This is a genomic window from Buttiauxella sp. B2 (assembly GCF_006376615.1).
Lineage (GTDB): Bacteria > Pseudomonadota > Gammaproteobacteria > Enterobacterales > Enterobacteriaceae > Buttiauxella.
Genome location: NZ_VEXQ01000014.1, coordinates 70,518 through 85,231, shown reverse-complemented (window position 1 = coordinate 85,231; position 14,714 = coordinate 70,518). Strand labels below are relative to the sequence as shown.

The window sequence follows — 14,714 nt, the reverse complement described above, 5'->3', positions numbered from 1 at the left end:
GAATTAGTTTATTTATGTAAAGTGAAATGGATTCACAGTGATAAATACTCCAATGATATTGAGACTACTGGCAAATGGTGCCAACCCGGATACCGACGAGTTATGGAGGCGTGTCTGTGTTGTTATTCGACTTGAGAAAATAGGACTGATTACTGCTGATCAGCTCATGAGTTATCAGTGATAAGGATATAAAAAGGCCCGCATAAAGCGGGCCAGAGAAAAATGGCAGGTGGTTACTCGATGTTCTGAATCTGTTCGCGCATCTGTTCAATCAGCACTTTCAACTCAATAGCCGAATTGGTGACTTCTGAATTGATAGATTTCGAGGCCAGGGTATTCGATTCGCGGTTGAATTCTTGCATCATAAAATCGAGGCGACGTCCAACAGCTTCTTTTTTCTTAAGAATGTTGTATGTCTCTTTGACGTGCGCCTCCAGACGATCTAGCTCTTCGGCAACGTCAACTCGCTGTGCCATTAACACAAGTTCTTGCTCAAGGCGGTTATTTTCAAGCTGAACTTGAGCATCTTCCAGTTTGGCAACCAGGCGCTCACGTTGCCATTTCAGGACTTCAGGCATATGTGCACGCACTTTAACGACTTCGCCACTCACGCCTTCAAGGCGCTGCTCAATCAGTAATTTTAGTGCCTGGCCTTCAGTTTCACGGGCAACGATGAAGTCATCTAGCGCGCCATCAAGGGCCGCAAGAATTTCGGCGGTGATGGCATCAAGATCTTGTTCCTGTGCGGACATAACACCCGGCCAGCGTAAAATATCAACTGGGTTTATTTCACCTTCATCGCTTTGCATTTTTACCCAGTTAGCAGCTTCAACAAGCTGCTTCGCCAGTTTTTCATTAAGCAGCAAAGAACTCTGGGAGCGGGCATCAGGCTCGAAACGCAGGTTGCATTCTATTTTTCCGCGGGTTAAACGGGTGCGGATACGCTCGCGAGCGACAGGTTCGAGGCTACGGAACTGTTCCGGCATGCGGATGTAAGTTTCGAGATAACGTTGGTTTACTGAACGTAACTCCCAGGAGGCGCTGCCCCATTCGCCTTTTACTTCACGTCGGGCATAGGCGGTCATACTGCGGATCATATTTCGTAACCGTATTCTGTTATAGATGTGGGGATTATAGCCATGCCTGCCCTGGCAGGATAGGAATAAGCGAACGAAGCCCGTATAATGCGCAGCCACATTCGTTTTAGCCGGAGATAACCCCATGCGTCCATCAGGTCGTAGCGCCGAACAAGTGCGCCCAGTCACCCTGACTCGTAATTACACCAAACACGCAGAAGGCTCTGTGCTGGTAGAGTTCGGCGATACTAAAGTACTTTGCACCGCCACCGTTGAAGAGGGTGTACCACGCTTTCTGAAAGGCCAGGGGCAAGGTTGGATCACTGCTGAATATGGCATGTTGCCACGTGCGACCCATAGCCGTAATGCTCGTGAAGCGGCAAAAGGTAAGCAGGGCGGCCGTACTCTTGAAATTCAGCGCCTGATTGCTCGTTCCCTGCGTGCGGCTGTGGATTTGAAAGTCCTCGGCGAATACACCATCACGCTGGATTGTGATGTGTTGCAAGCAGACGGCGGCACACGTACAGCGTCCATTACCGGTGCTTGTGTTGCTTTGGCTGATGCGTTGAACAAGCTGGTGGCTGCGGGTAAATTGAAAACCAATCCTATGAAAGGGATGGTTGCAGCAGTTTCAGTGGGTATCGTTAATGGTGCGGCTATCTGCGATCTAGAATATGTTGAAGACTCTTCTGCTGAAACCGACATGAACGTCGTGATGATGGAAGATGGTCGCATGATTGAGATTCAGGGAACCGCTGAAGGCGAGCCGTTCACCCATGAAGAGCTGCTGGCGCTGCTGGCGTTGGCGCGAGGGGGAATAGAATCCATCGTAACGTCGCAGAAGGCGGCGTTAGAAAATTGATTTTTAAGGCGACTCCAGTAGTCGCCTTTTTTATACCCTTCATACTTCAGGCTGCATCTTTTTTGTTGGCTGCGTTCGCTCACCCGAATCACTTACTTATGTAAGCTCATCGGGGTTCGTTCTCATGCGGCCACAATGCAACCCGAATTATTTTGGGTAAATATCTACATGAAATGCAAAGGAGCAAATCCATGAAACCGTATCAACGCCAGTTTATTGAGTTTGCGCTTAACAAGCAGGTACTCAAGTTTGGTGAGTTCACGCTGAAGTCTGGGCGTACCAGCCCTTATTTCTTCAATGCTGGGTTGTTTAATACCGGGCGTGATCTGGCACTGTTGGGCCGTTTTTATGCCGCAGCGTTAATGGATTCCGGTATTGAGTTTGATTTGCTGTTTGGGCCGGCTTACAAAGGAATTCCAATCGCTACGACCACAGCGGTTGCGCTGGCAGAACATCATGAGCGTGATCTGCCATATTGCTTTAACCGTAAAGAAGCAAAAGATCATGGCGAAGGCGGAAGCCTGGTAGGCAGTGCACTCCAGGGGCGTGTGATGCTGGTGGACGATGTCATCACCGCTGGCACAGCAATTCGTGAATCAATGGAAATCATCGCGGCGAACAATGCATCTCTGGCAGGTGTGTTGATTTCGCTGGACCGTCAGGAACGTGGCCGTGGTGAGATTTCTGCGATTCAGGAAGTGGAACGTGATTATCAGTGCAAGGTGATTTCAATCATCACGCTTAAAGATTTGATTGATTATCTGGAAGAAAAACCTGAAATGGCCGGGCATTTAGCCGCCGTGCGGGAATACCGTACTCAGTACGGGGTGTAAGAAAAAGGGCCTTTCAAAGGCCCTTTTTAATTAACGAAGCTGCGTGGCAATCAGCGGCCAGCGGGTATCAAAATCATCGGTAGGCATATAGCGGAACTCGCTACGGACAAAACGCGACAAGGTCCCCTCGCAGAAGGTCAGAAGAAGGCTTGCCAGTAGCGATTCATCCGTGCTGTAACCTTCACCTTCACGCATCTTCTTTTCGCGCATGACCTGACGCAACTGCACCTCAATACGTTCAAAAAGCTGATTGATGCGACTCTGTAGGCGGTCTTGTTCAAACATCAGCGCATGCCCAGTGAGAATACGGGTCAGTCCAGGATTTTTTTCACCGAAACCCAGGATAAGTAAAACAATTAAGCGCAGACGGGCGTGGGTATCTTTCTCATCTTTCAGGATAAGGTTGATACGGGTAATCAGGGTGTCTTCAATAAATTCGATAAGACTATCGAACATTTTCGTTTTGCTGGGAAAATGCCGATACAGAGCAGCTTCAGATACACCAACAGTCGCCGCGAGCTTGGCGGTAGTAATTCGCTGGCTTCCATCGCTGGATTCAAGCATTTGGGCCAGAGACTGAAGTATTTCTTCGCGACGATTCCGTTTCGCAGTTTGTTTTTCTGCCATGTTCTAAAATACCCCTGAAATAACGCACTTGTCAGGCAAGTAGCCACACAGCGCTCGCAAACTTAAAGTTTGCGGTTTTTCAAATTTTTTACGCTGTGGGGTTACGTTTATAAACGAAGTTACTGGCGGCCCGAATGGCCGAAACCACCTTCGCCCCGGTCGCTAGAATCGAAATCTTCAACCAGATTGAATTCAGCCTGAACGACTGGCACAAACACCATTTGAGCAATGCGCTCGCCTGGCTCAATAGTGAAGTTATCTTGTCCGCGGTTCCAGACCGAAACCATCAACTGACCCTGATAATCTGAGTCTATCAAGCCAACAAGGTTACCGAGCACAACGCCATGCTTATGACCAAGGCCTGAACGAGGCAGAATAACTGCCGCCAAAGCAGGATCGGCTATGTGGATAGCCAGCCCGGTTGGAATCAGCTTGGTTACACCAGGAGCAAGTTCTACGGCGTCATCCAGACAGGCACGTAGGTCAAGACCCGCAGAGCCGGAAGTTGCATAAGTCGGCAATGGGAATTGTTGGCCAACGCGTGGGTCCACAATCTTAACGTCGATTTTTTTCATCATAACGGGTAACTATCTCGTTCAGTAAAAGATGGCCAAGGAGTTCCTTACGCTCAAGAGGTAAGACTTTATCCCCTTCCTGCCAGAAAAGGTGCAGTGCATTGTTTTCGCTATTAAATCCCTGACCTGCTTGTGAGACATCGTTCGCACAAATCAGATCGAGGTTTTTACTCATACGTTTTTGCCGGGCGTATTCTTCCACATTATTTGTTTCGGCGGCAAACCCAACAACATAAGGTCGATTAATTAAAAGTGCTGCGACGCCGGCGACAATATCCGGGTTTTTTATCATTTTTATTGTAATTTCATCGCCTTGCTTTTTAATCTTTTCATCGGCTACTGCGGCTGCACGATAGTCTGCAACTGCGGCACAACCAATAAAAATTTGTTGCTCGTGGACATGTTGTTGAACTGCTGCCTCCATTTCCAGAGCGGTGGTCACATCAATACGTTTTACCCACGGCGGAGTTGGCAAAGACACTGGGCCTGAAACTAACGTCACATTCGCCCCGCGTGAAGCGGCTGCTGCTGCGATCGCATAACCCATTTTCCCTGAGCTATCGTTGGTAATATATCTCACTGGGTCTAAACGTTCGCGGGTAGGGCCGGCTGTAATCATGACATTCAGATGTTTCAGATCTTTGATGACCGTAAAATGTTGTGCGGCCATTTCCACAATGCTTAGTGGGTCAAGCATACGGCCAGGGCCAACATCGCCACAGGCCTGGCTGCCACTATCCGGCCCCCATATCAACAAACCGCGTGAGGAAAGAACCTCAAGATTATGCTGAGTTACCACTGCTCGATACATCTGCTGATTCATGGCAGGGACAACGGCAACGGGTGCAGGTGTGGCAAGACAAATTGTGCTTACAAGGTCATTTGCCATACCAGCGGTAATGCGGGCAATTAAATCCGCTGTAGCGGGTGCAAGAATAACTAAATCGGCCCATTTGCCTAATTCGATATGACCCATTGCCGCTTCTGCTGCGGGGTCTAACAAGCTGTCTGACACCGGATAACCTGACACGGCTTGTAAACTCAATGGTGTAATAAAGGCTTTGGCAGCCTCTGTCATTACTACCCGAACCTCCGCACCACGTTCGCGCAGGCGGCGTACCAGCTCCGGTGTTTTATAGGCAGCGATTCCGCCACTCACACCCAGAACAATTTTTTTGCCAGAAAACCCCATCATGATTTTTCCACCAGAAGTCACAGTCATCTGAATATTTTACCACACTCATTCGGTATCGACTTTTTGCAGTTTGCGAGGCATCCCGCATGGTGCAGATCTGCATATCGTGTGTGCATGTTGAGTTGTGCACAATGGTGGCAGAGAAGGGCAAGGAGGTTCTGATGAATGAGGCTATAGAGCAAGAAAAGGCGAGCATGCCACGCGAAAAACTGCTGAGATTTGGTGCTAATTCATTATCTGATGTGGAATTGCTGGCGCTTTTTTTGCGTACGGGTTGCAGAAATATGAACGTATTAGTGTTCGCACAAAGTTTGTTGTCGCAGTTTGGCTCACTGAGTAATCTCTTGTCAGCTGATTATTCGCAATTTAAAGATGTGAAGGGCATTGGTGATGCTAAATACACGCAGTTGAATGCCATTGCTGAGTTGGCAAAGCGTTATTACTATTCCCGTGGTGTTGAAGAATTAATCTTAAAGGGGCCTGATTCAGTCAGGGAATTTATTCAAAGCCAGCTGACAACAGAAGAACGCGAGGTCTTCATGGTAATTTTTCTGGATAACCAGCATCGGGTTATTAAACACAGCCCAATGTTTTCTGGAACGCTGACCCATGTTGAGGTCCATCCAAGAGAAATTGTGCGTGAAGCGATGAAATCCAATGCAGCGGCGCTAATACTCGCGCATAATCACCCTTCTGGTCGAGCAGAACCGAGCAAAGCTGATCGTGTTATTACCGAACGTATCGTAAAAGCTTGCCTGTTTATGGAAATTCGAGTGCTTGATCATCTTGTTATTGGCCGTGGAGAGTACGTTTCTTTTGCCGAACGTGGGTGGATTTAGACCGAATTGCGCGATCCTTAGGGATCTTTGTCTGTTCGGGACTTGAGCACATGCGTCAGGCAGCGTATACTACGCCACCTTTGAGAATCTCGGGTTTTGGCATTATGCGCCTGGCACTGTGGTTCACATTGAACCGCCAGGGACCAGGCTTGCGGCCTGACGAGGCGCCATAACCCTATACGAAGCTCGAGCTAATTTGATTTTTGGAGAATAGACATGTCCCGAGTCTGCCAAGTTACTGGCAAGCGTCCGGTGGCGGGTAATAACCGTTCCCACGCAATGAACGCGACTAAACGCCGTTTCCTGCCGAACCTGCACTCTCACCGTTTTTGGGTTGAGAGCGAAAAGCGTTTTGTCACACTGCGTGTATCTGCTAAAGGTATGCGTGTAATTGATAAGAAGGGTATCGAAACGGTCTTGGCCGATATGCGTACCCGTGGCGAGAAGTACTAAGAGGAATTAAGTCATGGCTAAAGGTGTTCGCGAGAAGATCAAGCTGGTTTCTTCTGCTGGTACTGGTCACTTCTATACCACCACGAAGAACAAGCGTACTAAGCCGGAAAAACTGGAACTGAAAAAGTTCGATCCAGTTGTCCGTCAACACGTACTGTACAAAGAAGCTAAAATTAAATAATTTTAGTGACTTTGATGAAACCTCGCTTCGGCGGGGTTTTTTTGTTTTAGAGCTTTCATTTTGGAGGACAGATGCCTGAGTTACCTGAAGTTGAAACTAGCCGCCGCGGCATTGAACCGCATCTGGTCGGTGAAACCATTCTGTACGCCATAGTCCGTAATGGCCGGTTGCGTTGGCCTGTCTCAGATGAAATCCATACTCTTAGTGATAAACCTGTTTTAAGCGTACAGCGCCGCGCTAAGTATCTGCTGCTCGAACTTCCCGATGGTTGGATTATTATCCATCTTGGAATGTCCGGTAGTTTGCGCATCCTTCCTGAAGAATACCCAGCAGAAAAGCATGACCATGTCGATTTGGTCATGAGTAACGGCAAGGTGCTGCGTTATACCGACCCGCGTCGTTTTGGTGCCTGGTTGTGGGCAAAAGAATTAGAAGGCAGTAATGTGCTGGCCCATCTCGGACCAGAACCTTTGAGCGGCGATTTTTCAGCGGATTACCTGCGTGAAAAATCCTCAAAAAAGAAAATAGCGATTAAGCCCTGGCTAATGGATAACAAACTGGTCGTTGGTGTGGGTAACATTTATGCCAGTGAATCGCTGTTTGCTGCGGGAATCCATCCGGATCGCACGGCTCAGTCACTTACTCAAATTGAATGCGAATTACTGGTTAAAACGATTAAAGCGGTTTTGCTACGTTCTATTGAACAAGGTGGGACGACGCTAAAGGATTTTTTACAATCCGATGGCAAACCTGGGTATTTCGCTCAGGAGTTACAAGTTTATGGGCGAGCAGGAGAACCGTGTCGGGCCTGTGGTGCGCCAATTATTATCAGCAAGCATGGGCAACGCAGCACGTTTTATTGCCGCCATTGCCAGCATTAAATCTTTAGTCCGCCGCATCCTGCTTGAGCCTTTCCAGTAATGCTTTGCATACCGAATCAGGCAGGAAATATGCAACATCGCCATGATGGCGTGCCACTTCTTTTACCAGCGATGAAGAGACAAAAGACCACTCTTTCGACGGCATCAGAAACACACTTTCAAGCTCTGGCATTAAGTGACGGTTCATATGAGCCAGTTGCATCTCATATTCAAAATCTGCCGCAGTACGTAGCCCTCTGACCAGAACGTTAGCCTGTTGAGTTTTCGCGAAGTTCGCCATCAGATCGCCAAAGCCAACCACCTGAACGTTAGGCAAATGCGCTGTAACACCTTGCGCCAGCTGGACTCTTTCTTCCAGCGTGAACAGGGTTTTTTTGTGCGGGCTGTTCGCAATCGCCAGAATCAGGGTATCGAACATCATTGCTGCGCGAGTCACGATATCCAGATGGCCGTTGGTAATCGGATCAAACGTTCCAGGGTATATCGCTTGCGTGGTCATAGAGGTTTTTTTTCCGTGTGGCCTTGATTCAGTGCCCAGAGTTCAGCGTATTTATTAAACGTATACTGTGCATTGACGACAGCAAGAAGCCAACCCTGTTTCCCATCGAGGAAACCTGCACGTAACAGCAACGTTTTACAAAATGCACCCAATGTGTGGCCAAAAATACCGGCAATGGAGACTCGCTTGCCGCGTTGATGACGTTCTTGCGCCCAGGCTGTTGCGTAATTTAGCTGTTTACGCTGGAAACTGGCGAAGTCGCGGCAGGTCAGATGGAGCAAATCCCCTTTGAGTGGGATAACTTTTGCCCCCGGAGCTTTGAGTGATTCATGAACCTGATTGTCATTATAGCTATAGCGTGTACGGGCATAGAGGCGAGTCACGCGATCCGGATACCATCCGCTATGACGCATAAAGCGCCCAAGGAATAAGTTGCGACGCGCAATACTGTAAACGGTATCCGGCTGAGGGTTTTCCAATACAGATTTAAGCGTGCTGGCTAACTCAGGCGTGACACGCTCGTCTGTATCGATCATCAGAATATAATCGTGGCTGGCGTAGCTCTGCGCGATCTGGCGCTGTTTGCCAAAGCCCTGCCACTCTTCATTAATGAAAACTTTCGCGCCAGCCTGGAGAGCTATCTCAACGGTAGAATCAGTACTACCCGAATCCAATAAGACTACTTCATCTGCCCATGCGACTGAAGCCAGACATTCTGGCAATACATCTGCCGCATTTTTAGCGATCATCACGACGGATAAACGGTTGGGCATTAATGGCTCCGTTGTGGCAGGTACGGTTGCAGTAATTGTAGCAAGCGTTGCAGAGCGCCTTGGTTCTGGTGAAGCACTTCCACGGCGTGACGGCCATAATAAAGACGATAATCTTCATCCGTCAGCAGGGTGGTGATTTCGTTAACCAGTGAAGCAGCATCGGTGACGGTAATCAGACCATCAGCCCGTTGTAATCTGGCGCAAATATCTTTGAAGTTGAAAGTATGCGGACCCATCAGCACAGGAATAGCGTGAGCGGAAGGCTCAAGCGGGTTATGACCACCGCGTTCAACAAGGCTGCCACCTACAAACGCGAGATCGGCAATACCGTACAACATCATCAGTTCGCCCATGGTGTCACCAATCACGACTTGCGTGCTGCTGGATGGTTTTTCTCCACTGCTGCGCATGATGTAACTGAAACCGGATTTTTGCGCCATATCCCGCGCGTCTTTAAAACGCTCTGGGTGACGTGGCACAAGGATTAACAGTAAATCAGGAAACTTCGCTAATAACTGGCGGTGAGCATCAAGAATAATACTTTCTTCGCCATCATGGGTGCTGGTGGCAATCCAGACTTTACGATGCGGTGCCCACTGGCGGCGTAGCGTAATAGCACGTGCGGCCAGTTCTGGAGTAACGGATATATCAAACTTCAGGCTACCGGTGACCGTTAATTGCGAACGTTTCAGACCAAGCTCAATGAAACGACCACCATCTTCTTCATTCTGGGCCGCAATTAGCGTGATTTTACTCATCAGACGGCGGGTGAAATTACCGAGTTTTTTATACCCTTTTGCCGAGCGGGCAGAAAGACGAGCATTGGCGATGACCAGCGGAATCTTACGCTTATGTAATTCGTTGATCATGTTGGGCCACAATTCTGTTTCCATTACGATAACCAGTTTTGGGCGCACGGTATTGAAAAAACGCTTCATGGCGCAAGGGAGATCGTAGGGCAAATAAACATGATGGACGTTTTGCCCAAACGCCGATTGAGCACGTTCTGAGCCTGTTGGCGTCATGGTTGTAACAGTAATTGGAATTGTCGGGTAACGGTGGCGCAAGGCGCGAACCAGCGGAATCGCCGCCAGTGTCTCCCCTACGGAAACTGAATGCAGAAGAATACCATCGGGCTCCACTTTTCCACGGCAATAGCCGTAACGTTCAGCCCAGCGTTTACGATACGCAGGAGCTTTACGGCTACGGAGTAATAGTCGCAGCCACACAAAGGGCTGGATAAGATAGAACAAGGTGGTATACAACGATTCCAAGCGAATTTTCCGTATTTTCATTATCGGCGGGCAAATTCTAAGCATTCGGGAAGCGTAAAGCTATTGTTTTGGTGACTTCACGAAGGCATTGCTTAGGATTCAGGTTAGTTAGTGTTTGTATTGCAGGAATGGCGGGCAGCAAGGACTACCCGCAAAGGAAATTATATTCAGCCAGGTATTTGCGTTGCTTTTTTTAGTTTCAGGTATCGACGACCCAGGCGCCAGCGTAGCCGGAACCCACGGGCATTTTTCCAAATCAGACGCCAGATCCCGCGATCAAAAAACTCCTGGATGATCATCTTCTTCTTATGCGGGTCTTTCATATTATTGAAAGTATGCAGTATCCCAAGCCCTTCTTTCGCAATTTGCCAGTTACAGGCTGGGATGCTTTTCACAGCATCCGGGTAACGCTGGTTAATGGCATCCAGCATTTCCAGTATTTTCATATAGTGGCGTGCAGAACGGATCAGCGTGTCATCGGTATCGGGTTTATGCGAAACCGAGGCTGAATGGATGTAGTAATCGTAAAATTTTTCATCAGTATATTGAACGCGCTCCGCTGCTAATAAAACTTCAGTTGTCCACGGAATATCCTGATGGCGTAAACCTGGTTCAAATGTAAAACCATGTGCGCGAATAAAATCATGGCGATAAAGGTTCAGCCACGTAACATGCAGAAACTTACGTGAATCTAGTGCACGTTTAAGCCACTCTGGGCCTGTCAGAACGCCGGTGGACTGTAGTTTGTCCTGCGGAAAAATTGGGCGCGAAGGTTTCTTATTGTTTTCATAAACATAGTTACCATTACAGGTAACGACATCTAGATTGCTTTTCAGCGCCAAATCAAGCAGATGACGGTACATGCCGGGTTTAAAGTCATCATCGATATCCGGGAATGAAAGATATTGGCCCGTCGCGACCGCAAGCCCAGTATTTCGAGCAATAGAAACACCTTGGTTTTCCTGCTCGATAATTTTCATGCCAGGAAACTTACTGCTCCAGGACTCAATAATCGCCATAGAGCCATCGGTTGAACCATCGTTCACCATAATGACTTCCATGTTGTCTATGTTCTGAGCTTCCAGACAGGCGAAGAATTTTTCCAAAAATTGTTCGCCGTTATAAACAGCAACGACAACGCTTAGAACTGGACGCAGGGACTGTTGCATAAAATTACCTGAAAATTTCGTTATCTTTCTTCTGTTGCCAGCGACAAGTACTGCTGGCAGATGGCACCAATGCTATATGACTCAATTGTCGTGGTATCAATAATCGGTGGATTGTTATAAATATCCAGCATGGTATTGGCAAGTTCCTGAGCACTCATGCCTGAAAGACCCCGAGCAAGTTCCCCAGTAAGGATCTCCGCAGGCCCACCCGGGCAATTGGTACTGACCGCTGGAGTTTGACAAATCAGCGCTTCAACCAGCACATTGCCAAAACCTTCGCAATCCGAGCTCAACAGTAGCATACGTGCATTGGCAATCCACGGATAAGGGTTAGGAACGAATGCTTTCATAATCACTCGGTCAGCAATACCTTCAGCCGAGGCTATTGATTTTAACTCGACAATACGTGCATCACTGCCGTTACCCATCAAGACCAATGGTGCTTGAATCCCACTAAGTGCATAGGCGCTGATTAGCCGGTCATGCCGTTTATGCTCATGGAAACGACCCACGTGGATCAGATAGTCCTGACCCGCCATTTCACACGGTTCTTTTGCTCGCAGATGGATTCCGTCGATATCGAACGGGTTATGTATAACCGTACCTTTGGACAACGTAATGCCAAAGCCCGAACTAATATCATTCAGTACAGCCTGAGAAACGGCGACCACATTACTATTCTGGTAAACGTTCTTAATTTTCTTACGTTTTAGCCAACGAGAGAAGCCATGGCGATGCTGAAGGTAAGAGAAAGAGAACATGCCATGTACGCAATACCAGAGCTTTTCGCGCGGAATATATTTTGTGTGTGCAACAATGCGATCGGTTTTATGCAGGTGCGAAAAGACGAGGTCAAAATTGCCTTTTTTCTGCGCTTCCTCTACTGCACTATCGAGCAGGGCAGCACGACGGGAGAGTTCTGTCAGCTTGCGCCACGGTTTTTTGCAGGTATCAAGAATCACCTGATAATCAACCCCTTCAGGGATCTCATAGTCACAGACACGGCGCAGAGAAAAAACGGAAACCTGATGACCCATACCCACCAAACCTTTCGATAAGGTTAGTACGGTTTTTTCAGCACCGCCGCCAGGTAAACCATCAATAATCATTAGGATACGCATTGTCTAATCCAGTATGTTTTGATACAGCGAAATCAGTTGCTGTGAAAGTTTTTCCGGTGTCGCATCCCTGACACGTTCGCGTGCGTAAATTCCCATTTTCTCGTCAACAAAGCGCGATGGTATGGCCATTACCGCTTCGGACAATTGTGAGATATTAAGAGCATCGCAAACATATCCATTTTGTCCGGTTATTATAAATTCAGCCCCACCACAAGTGGGTGAGGTAATAACCGGTAAACCGCATGCCATTGCTTCAAGTATCACATTAGGGAATGGATCATATAGCGTTGGCAGTAATAGTCCATCAACAGCTTGATAGAAAGGCAGAGTATTTTTTTGCATTCCCATAAACCGAATACGGTTCTGGCACCCCAGAGACTGGGCCAGCGCCTGATACTGTTTATCGGCTTTATCTTGCCCAACGACAATAAGATAACGATCACTGTTCGCTATAGCCTTTATGGCACTGGCAAGACCTTTGCGTTCAAACCCTGAGCCTACAAACACCAATGCCACTGCATTTTGTGGGATATCCATTTCATTGCGCAGCTTCGCCCGTAATTCTTCGTTTGCCGGAACGAAGCGGGAAGAGTCAATGGCATTATAGATGACATGTATCTTGTTAGCAGGTATGGAAAAATCTTCGATAATTTCTTGCTTCACCATTTCGGCATTGCAGATAACGGCTTTTAACTCCGGAGCCCGGTACATGGCACGTTCAGCCTGCATGACATAGCGATGGTATCTGTCCAGGAATAACCATTTCCCACGCCAGCCGGGTAAAATTCTGGCTCGCTGCATTAACCAACGATGGTGAACACCATCACCTGCCCGATAAATATCACAGCCAGCTATGCGTTCATGGCTTTGAACAATATCGAATTTCTCGTGTTGCCAAAGTTTTCTGGCAGCGTCTGCAAAGCCTTTTTCACGGCTAATTCGACCTAACTTCATCGGGTCACAAATATGGATGTGCCAATTATCCTGGCGCTCACCCTGCCATTGCCGGGTGATAACGTTGAGTTCCATATCATGTGCACTTAATGCTTCAAGTGCGCGCGAAACGAAACGCTCAGCGCCTCCATCCGGGCGATATTTTTGGCGGACAATGGCCAGACGGCAGCGTTTCATCACAATTGTTTCCTTGCGGCGGTTACAACGATATCGACCGGAATGGCATCGAGATAGCGTTCTTTTGTATTGGTATCAATTTTGTCGGGATCGGGAAGTTCACCGTAATCTCCCGCCCAGATAACTTCGCCAACGACTTCCCACGGGCTCCAGAAAGTCAGTTTTGAAGGACCAAATAAAGCGACGCAGGGCGTTTTTAAAGCGGCAGCCATATGCATTGGCACGGAATCGACGCCAATAAACAGGCGAGCATTATCGATAAGCGCTGCTAATTGACGCAGTGTTAGCTCACCGGCCAGAGAATAAATACGCTCTGGTGGGCATAATGCGCGGATGTCCTCAATCATCGACTTTTCATTCTTGTCGGGCCCGGAGGTCAAAACCAGAGTATGTCCATCATTTTGTAGTGCTGTGATAGTTTGCGCCATTTTGCTTTCATCCCAGCATTTGAAGAACCAGCGGGATGTGGGCTGTACCACAATATATGAACCTTCAATACCTTTGCTTTGCAGTTTGGTTTGCACAACCTGCCAATCGTCAGGTTGATAACTCATCGTGACGGTATTGCTGCCAGGAATGCCAAGGGGAGCAAGAATGGATAAATTTTGTTCAACGGTATGCAGTGTCTGATGCCCAAAAACGGAAGCAAGTTGAGTATGGCAGTTCTGCCAGAACCATCCCCTTCGCTTATTGAAATCGAAACCGATACGCGTAGGCGCACCGGTAAAACGAGTCACAATGGCGCTACGCCACTGATCGGCAAGGTTGATAACCAAAGAGTATTTTTGTTCTCGCAGCATCTTGAGTAGCTGCCATTCTCTGCACAAATGCTGGCGAGTGCCAAGTTTGCGCCATTTACGATCAATCCCATAAATACGATGAATGAATGGGTGAGCCGCTAGCATATCTCGCGTTTCTTCATATAGCAGAACATCAATATCTGCCTGTGGCCATGCCTGATGTAGTGCGTTAACAACCGGCGTTGTGAGCAACATGTCACCATGGTGGCGCAACTTTATCAGTAAAATACGAGCTGGCGGCTCGACTGCGAGAGAATTCAAAGCGTTATTCATTATCATCTTTAGGTGATTAACCAAAGGCTGATTCTAATAGACCTTGAGTATGGTTGCTACATTTGTGCTCAGGAGTCAGAGATTTGAACGTAAGCGGTTTGCCCTTATCTGGCAGGCTGCGTAACATGACGTAAACATCGATAGCTCAGAGA

General features: G+C 48.0%; 17 protein-coding genes. 6 read left to right on the top strand and 11 right to left on the bottom strand.

The genetic code is table 11. The annotated features are described in order from the left end of the window. Positions 1–233: 233 nt before the first annotated feature. On the bottom strand, positions 234–1,097 hold the full coding sequence (locus FH968_RS15880) for a YicC/YloC family endoribonuclease (protein WP_139881234.1): 864 nt from the start codon (positions 1,095–1,097) through the stop codon (positions 234–236). Between the two features lie 124 nt (positions 1,098–1,221). Here FH968_RS15880 and rph point away from each other — a divergent pair, with 124 nt between their 5' ends. Together rph and pyrE are read left to right on the top strand one after the other, a co-directional pair. Further along, positions 1,222–1,938: a ribonuclease PH gene (rph, locus tag FH968_RS15875; protein WP_139881232.1), complete on the top strand. Its 717-nt coding sequence runs from the start codon at positions 1,222–1,224 to the stop codon at positions 1,936–1,938. 191 nt (positions 1,939–2,129) lie between these two features. Continuing rightward, positions 2,130–2,771 carry an orotate phosphoribosyltransferase gene (gene pyrE, locus FH968_RS15870; protein WP_139881230.1) on the top strand — a complete coding sequence of 214 codons (642 nt, stop codon included), beginning with the start codon at positions 2,130–2,132 and terminating at the stop codon, positions 2,769–2,771. Between the two features lie 30 nt (positions 2,772–2,801). On the opposite strand, the gene slmA is transcribed toward pyrE, so the two are convergent. The 3 genes from slmA to coaBC form a co-directional block, all read right to left on the bottom strand. Beyond that, the gene (gene slmA / locus FH968_RS15865; RefSeq protein ID WP_139881227.1) at positions 2,802–3,398 is read right to left on the bottom strand and encodes a nucleoid occlusion factor SlmA; all 597 of its coding nucleotides are present in this window, start codon (positions 3,396–3,398) and stop codon (positions 2,802–2,804) included. A 119-nt stretch (positions 3,399–3,517) separates the two neighbouring features. Further along, entirely contained in the window at positions 3,518–3,976 is a 459-nt protein-coding gene (gene dut / locus FH968_RS15860) for a dUTP diphosphatase (RefSeq protein ID WP_189389156.1), read from the bottom strand. Then, a complete protein-coding gene (gene coaBC / locus FH968_RS15855; protein WP_139881299.1) occupies positions 3,954–5,165 on the bottom strand; it encodes a bifunctional phosphopantothenoylcysteine decarboxylase/phosphopantothenate--cysteine ligase CoaBC in 1,212 nt (403 codons plus the stop codon). Before coaBC ends, dut begins: the two co-directional genes overlap by 23 nt. 176 nt (positions 5,166–5,341) lie before the next feature. Here coaBC and radC point away from each other — a divergent pair, with 176 nt between their 5' ends. The 4 genes from radC (at position 5,342) to mutM (ending at position 7,522) form a co-directional block, all read left to right on the top strand. Then, complete coding sequence (gene radC, locus FH968_RS15850) at positions 5,342–6,007, top strand: DNA repair protein RadC (RefSeq protein ID WP_139881294.1); 666 nt, start codon at positions 5,342–5,344, stop codon at positions 6,005–6,007. A 216-nt stretch (positions 6,008–6,223) separates the two neighbouring features. Next, positions 6,224–6,460 carry a 50S ribosomal protein L28 gene (rpmB, locus tag FH968_RS15845; protein ID WP_064561498.1) on the top strand — a complete coding sequence of 79 codons (237 nt, stop codon included), beginning with the start codon at positions 6,224–6,226 and terminating at the stop codon, positions 6,458–6,460. 13 nt (positions 6,461–6,473) lie between these two features. Beyond that, positions 6,474–6,641: a 50S ribosomal protein L33 gene (gene rpmG, locus FH968_RS15840; protein WP_002208990.1), complete on the top strand. Its 168-nt coding sequence runs from the start codon at positions 6,474–6,476 to the stop codon at positions 6,639–6,641. Between the two features lie 71 nt (positions 6,642–6,712). Continuing rightward, complete coding sequence (gene mutM, locus FH968_RS15835; RefSeq protein ID WP_139881225.1) at positions 6,713–7,522, top strand: bifunctional DNA-formamidopyrimidine glycosylase/DNA-(apurinic or apyrimidinic site) lyase; 810 nt, start codon at positions 6,713–6,715, stop codon at positions 7,520–7,522. 4 nt (positions 7,523–7,526) lie between these two features. Here mutM and coaD read toward each other — a convergent pair whose 3' ends face one another. The 7 genes from coaD to rfaQ all read right to left on the bottom strand — a co-directional run bounded on the left by coaD (position 7,527) and on the right by rfaQ (position 14,562). Then, positions 7,527–8,021, bottom strand: a complete 495-nt coding sequence (coaD, locus tag FH968_RS15830; RefSeq protein WP_139881223.1) for a pantetheine-phosphate adenylyltransferase — start codon at positions 8,019–8,021, stop codon at positions 7,527–7,529. Next, positions 8,018–8,794 carry a glycosyltransferase family 2 protein gene (locus FH968_RS15825; protein ID WP_139881221.1) on the bottom strand — a complete coding sequence of 259 codons (777 nt, stop codon included), beginning with the start codon at positions 8,792–8,794 and terminating at the stop codon, positions 8,018–8,020. Before FH968_RS15825 ends, coaD begins: the two co-directional genes overlap by 4 nt. Next, on the bottom strand, positions 8,794–10,068 hold the full coding sequence (waaA, locus tag FH968_RS15820) for a lipid IV(A) 3-deoxy-D-manno-octulosonic acid transferase (protein ID WP_139881218.1): 1,275 nt from the start codon (positions 10,066–10,068) through the stop codon (positions 8,794–8,796). The genes FH968_RS15825 and waaA overlap by 1 nt, the downstream gene beginning before the upstream one ends. Positions 10,069–10,235: 167 nt before the next feature. Continuing rightward, complete coding sequence (locus tag FH968_RS15815; protein WP_139881216.1) at positions 10,236–11,237, bottom strand: glycosyltransferase; 1,002 nt, start codon at positions 11,235–11,237, stop codon at positions 10,236–10,238. Between the two features lie 20 nt (positions 11,238–11,257). After that, positions 11,258–12,358, bottom strand: coding sequence for a glycosyltransferase (locus tag FH968_RS15810; protein WP_139881214.1), 1,101 nt, complete (start codon positions 12,356–12,358; stop codon positions 11,258–11,260). 3 nt (positions 12,359–12,361) lie between these two features. Then, on the bottom strand, positions 12,362–13,489 hold the full coding sequence (locus FH968_RS15805) for a glycosyltransferase family 4 protein (RefSeq protein WP_139881292.1): 1,128 nt from the start codon (positions 13,487–13,489) through the stop codon (positions 12,362–12,364). Next, on the bottom strand, positions 13,489–14,562 hold the full coding sequence (gene rfaQ, locus FH968_RS15800; protein ID WP_370451516.1) for a putative lipopolysaccharide heptosyltransferase III: 1,074 nt from the start codon (positions 14,560–14,562) through the stop codon (positions 13,489–13,491). The genes FH968_RS15805 and rfaQ overlap by 1 nt, the downstream gene beginning before the upstream one ends. Between the last annotated feature and the right edge of the window lie 152 nt (positions 14,563–14,714).

Bases quoted from the DNA above. Each gene is read 5' to 3' on its own strand.
- FH968_RS15880 (WP_139881234.1), bottom strand. From the start codon at position 1,097: ATGATCCGCAGTATGACCGCCTATGCCCGACGTGAAGTAAAAGGCGAA.
- rph (WP_139881232.1), top strand. From the start codon at position 1,222: ATGCGTCCATCAGGTCGTAGCGCCGAACAAGTGCGCCCAGTCACCCTG.
- pyrE (WP_139881230.1), top strand. From the start codon at position 2,130: ATGAAACCGTATCAACGCCAGTTTATTGAGTTTGCGCTTAACAAGCAG.
- slmA (WP_139881227.1), bottom strand. From the start codon at position 3,398: ATGGCAGAAAAACAAACTGCGAAACGGAATCGTCGCGAAGAAATACTT.
- dut (WP_189389156.1), bottom strand. From the start codon at position 3,976: ATGATGAAAAAAATCGACGTTAAGATTGTGGACCCACGCGTTGGCCAA.
- coaBC (WP_139881299.1), bottom strand. From the start codon at position 5,165: ATGGGGTTTTCTGGCAAAAAAATTGTTCTGGGTGTGAGTGGCGGAATC.
- rpmB (WP_064561498.1), top strand. From the start codon at position 6,224: ATGTCCCGAGTCTGCCAAGTTACTGGCAAGCGTCCGGTGGCGGGTAAT.
- rpmG (WP_002208990.1), top strand. From the start codon at position 6,474: ATGGCTAAAGGTGTTCGCGAGAAGATCAAGCTGGTTTCTTCTGCTGGT.
- mutM (WP_139881225.1), top strand. From the start codon at position 6,713: ATGCCTGAGTTACCTGAAGTTGAAACTAGCCGCCGCGGCATTGAACCG.
- coaD (WP_139881223.1), bottom strand. From the start codon at position 8,021: ATGACCACGCAAGCGATATACCCTGGAACGTTTGATCCGATTACCAAC.
- FH968_RS15825 (WP_139881221.1), bottom strand. From the start codon at position 8,794: ATGCCCAACCGTTTATCCGTCGTGATGATCGCTAAAAATGCGGCAGAT.
- FH968_RS15815 (WP_139881216.1), bottom strand. From the start codon at position 11,237: ATGCAACAGTCCCTGCGTCCAGTTCTAAGCGTTGTCGTTGCTGTTTAT.
- FH968_RS15810 (WP_139881214.1), bottom strand. From the start codon at position 12,358: ATGCGTATCCTAATGATTATTGATGGTTTACCTGGCGGCGGTGCTGAA.
- FH968_RS15805 (WP_139881292.1), bottom strand. From the start codon at position 13,489: ATGAAACGCTGCCGTCTGGCCATTGTCCGCCAAAAATATCGCCCGGAT.
- rfaQ (WP_370451516.1), bottom strand. From the start codon at position 14,562: ATGAATAACGCTTTGAATTCTCTCGCAGTCGAGCCGCCAGCTCGTATT.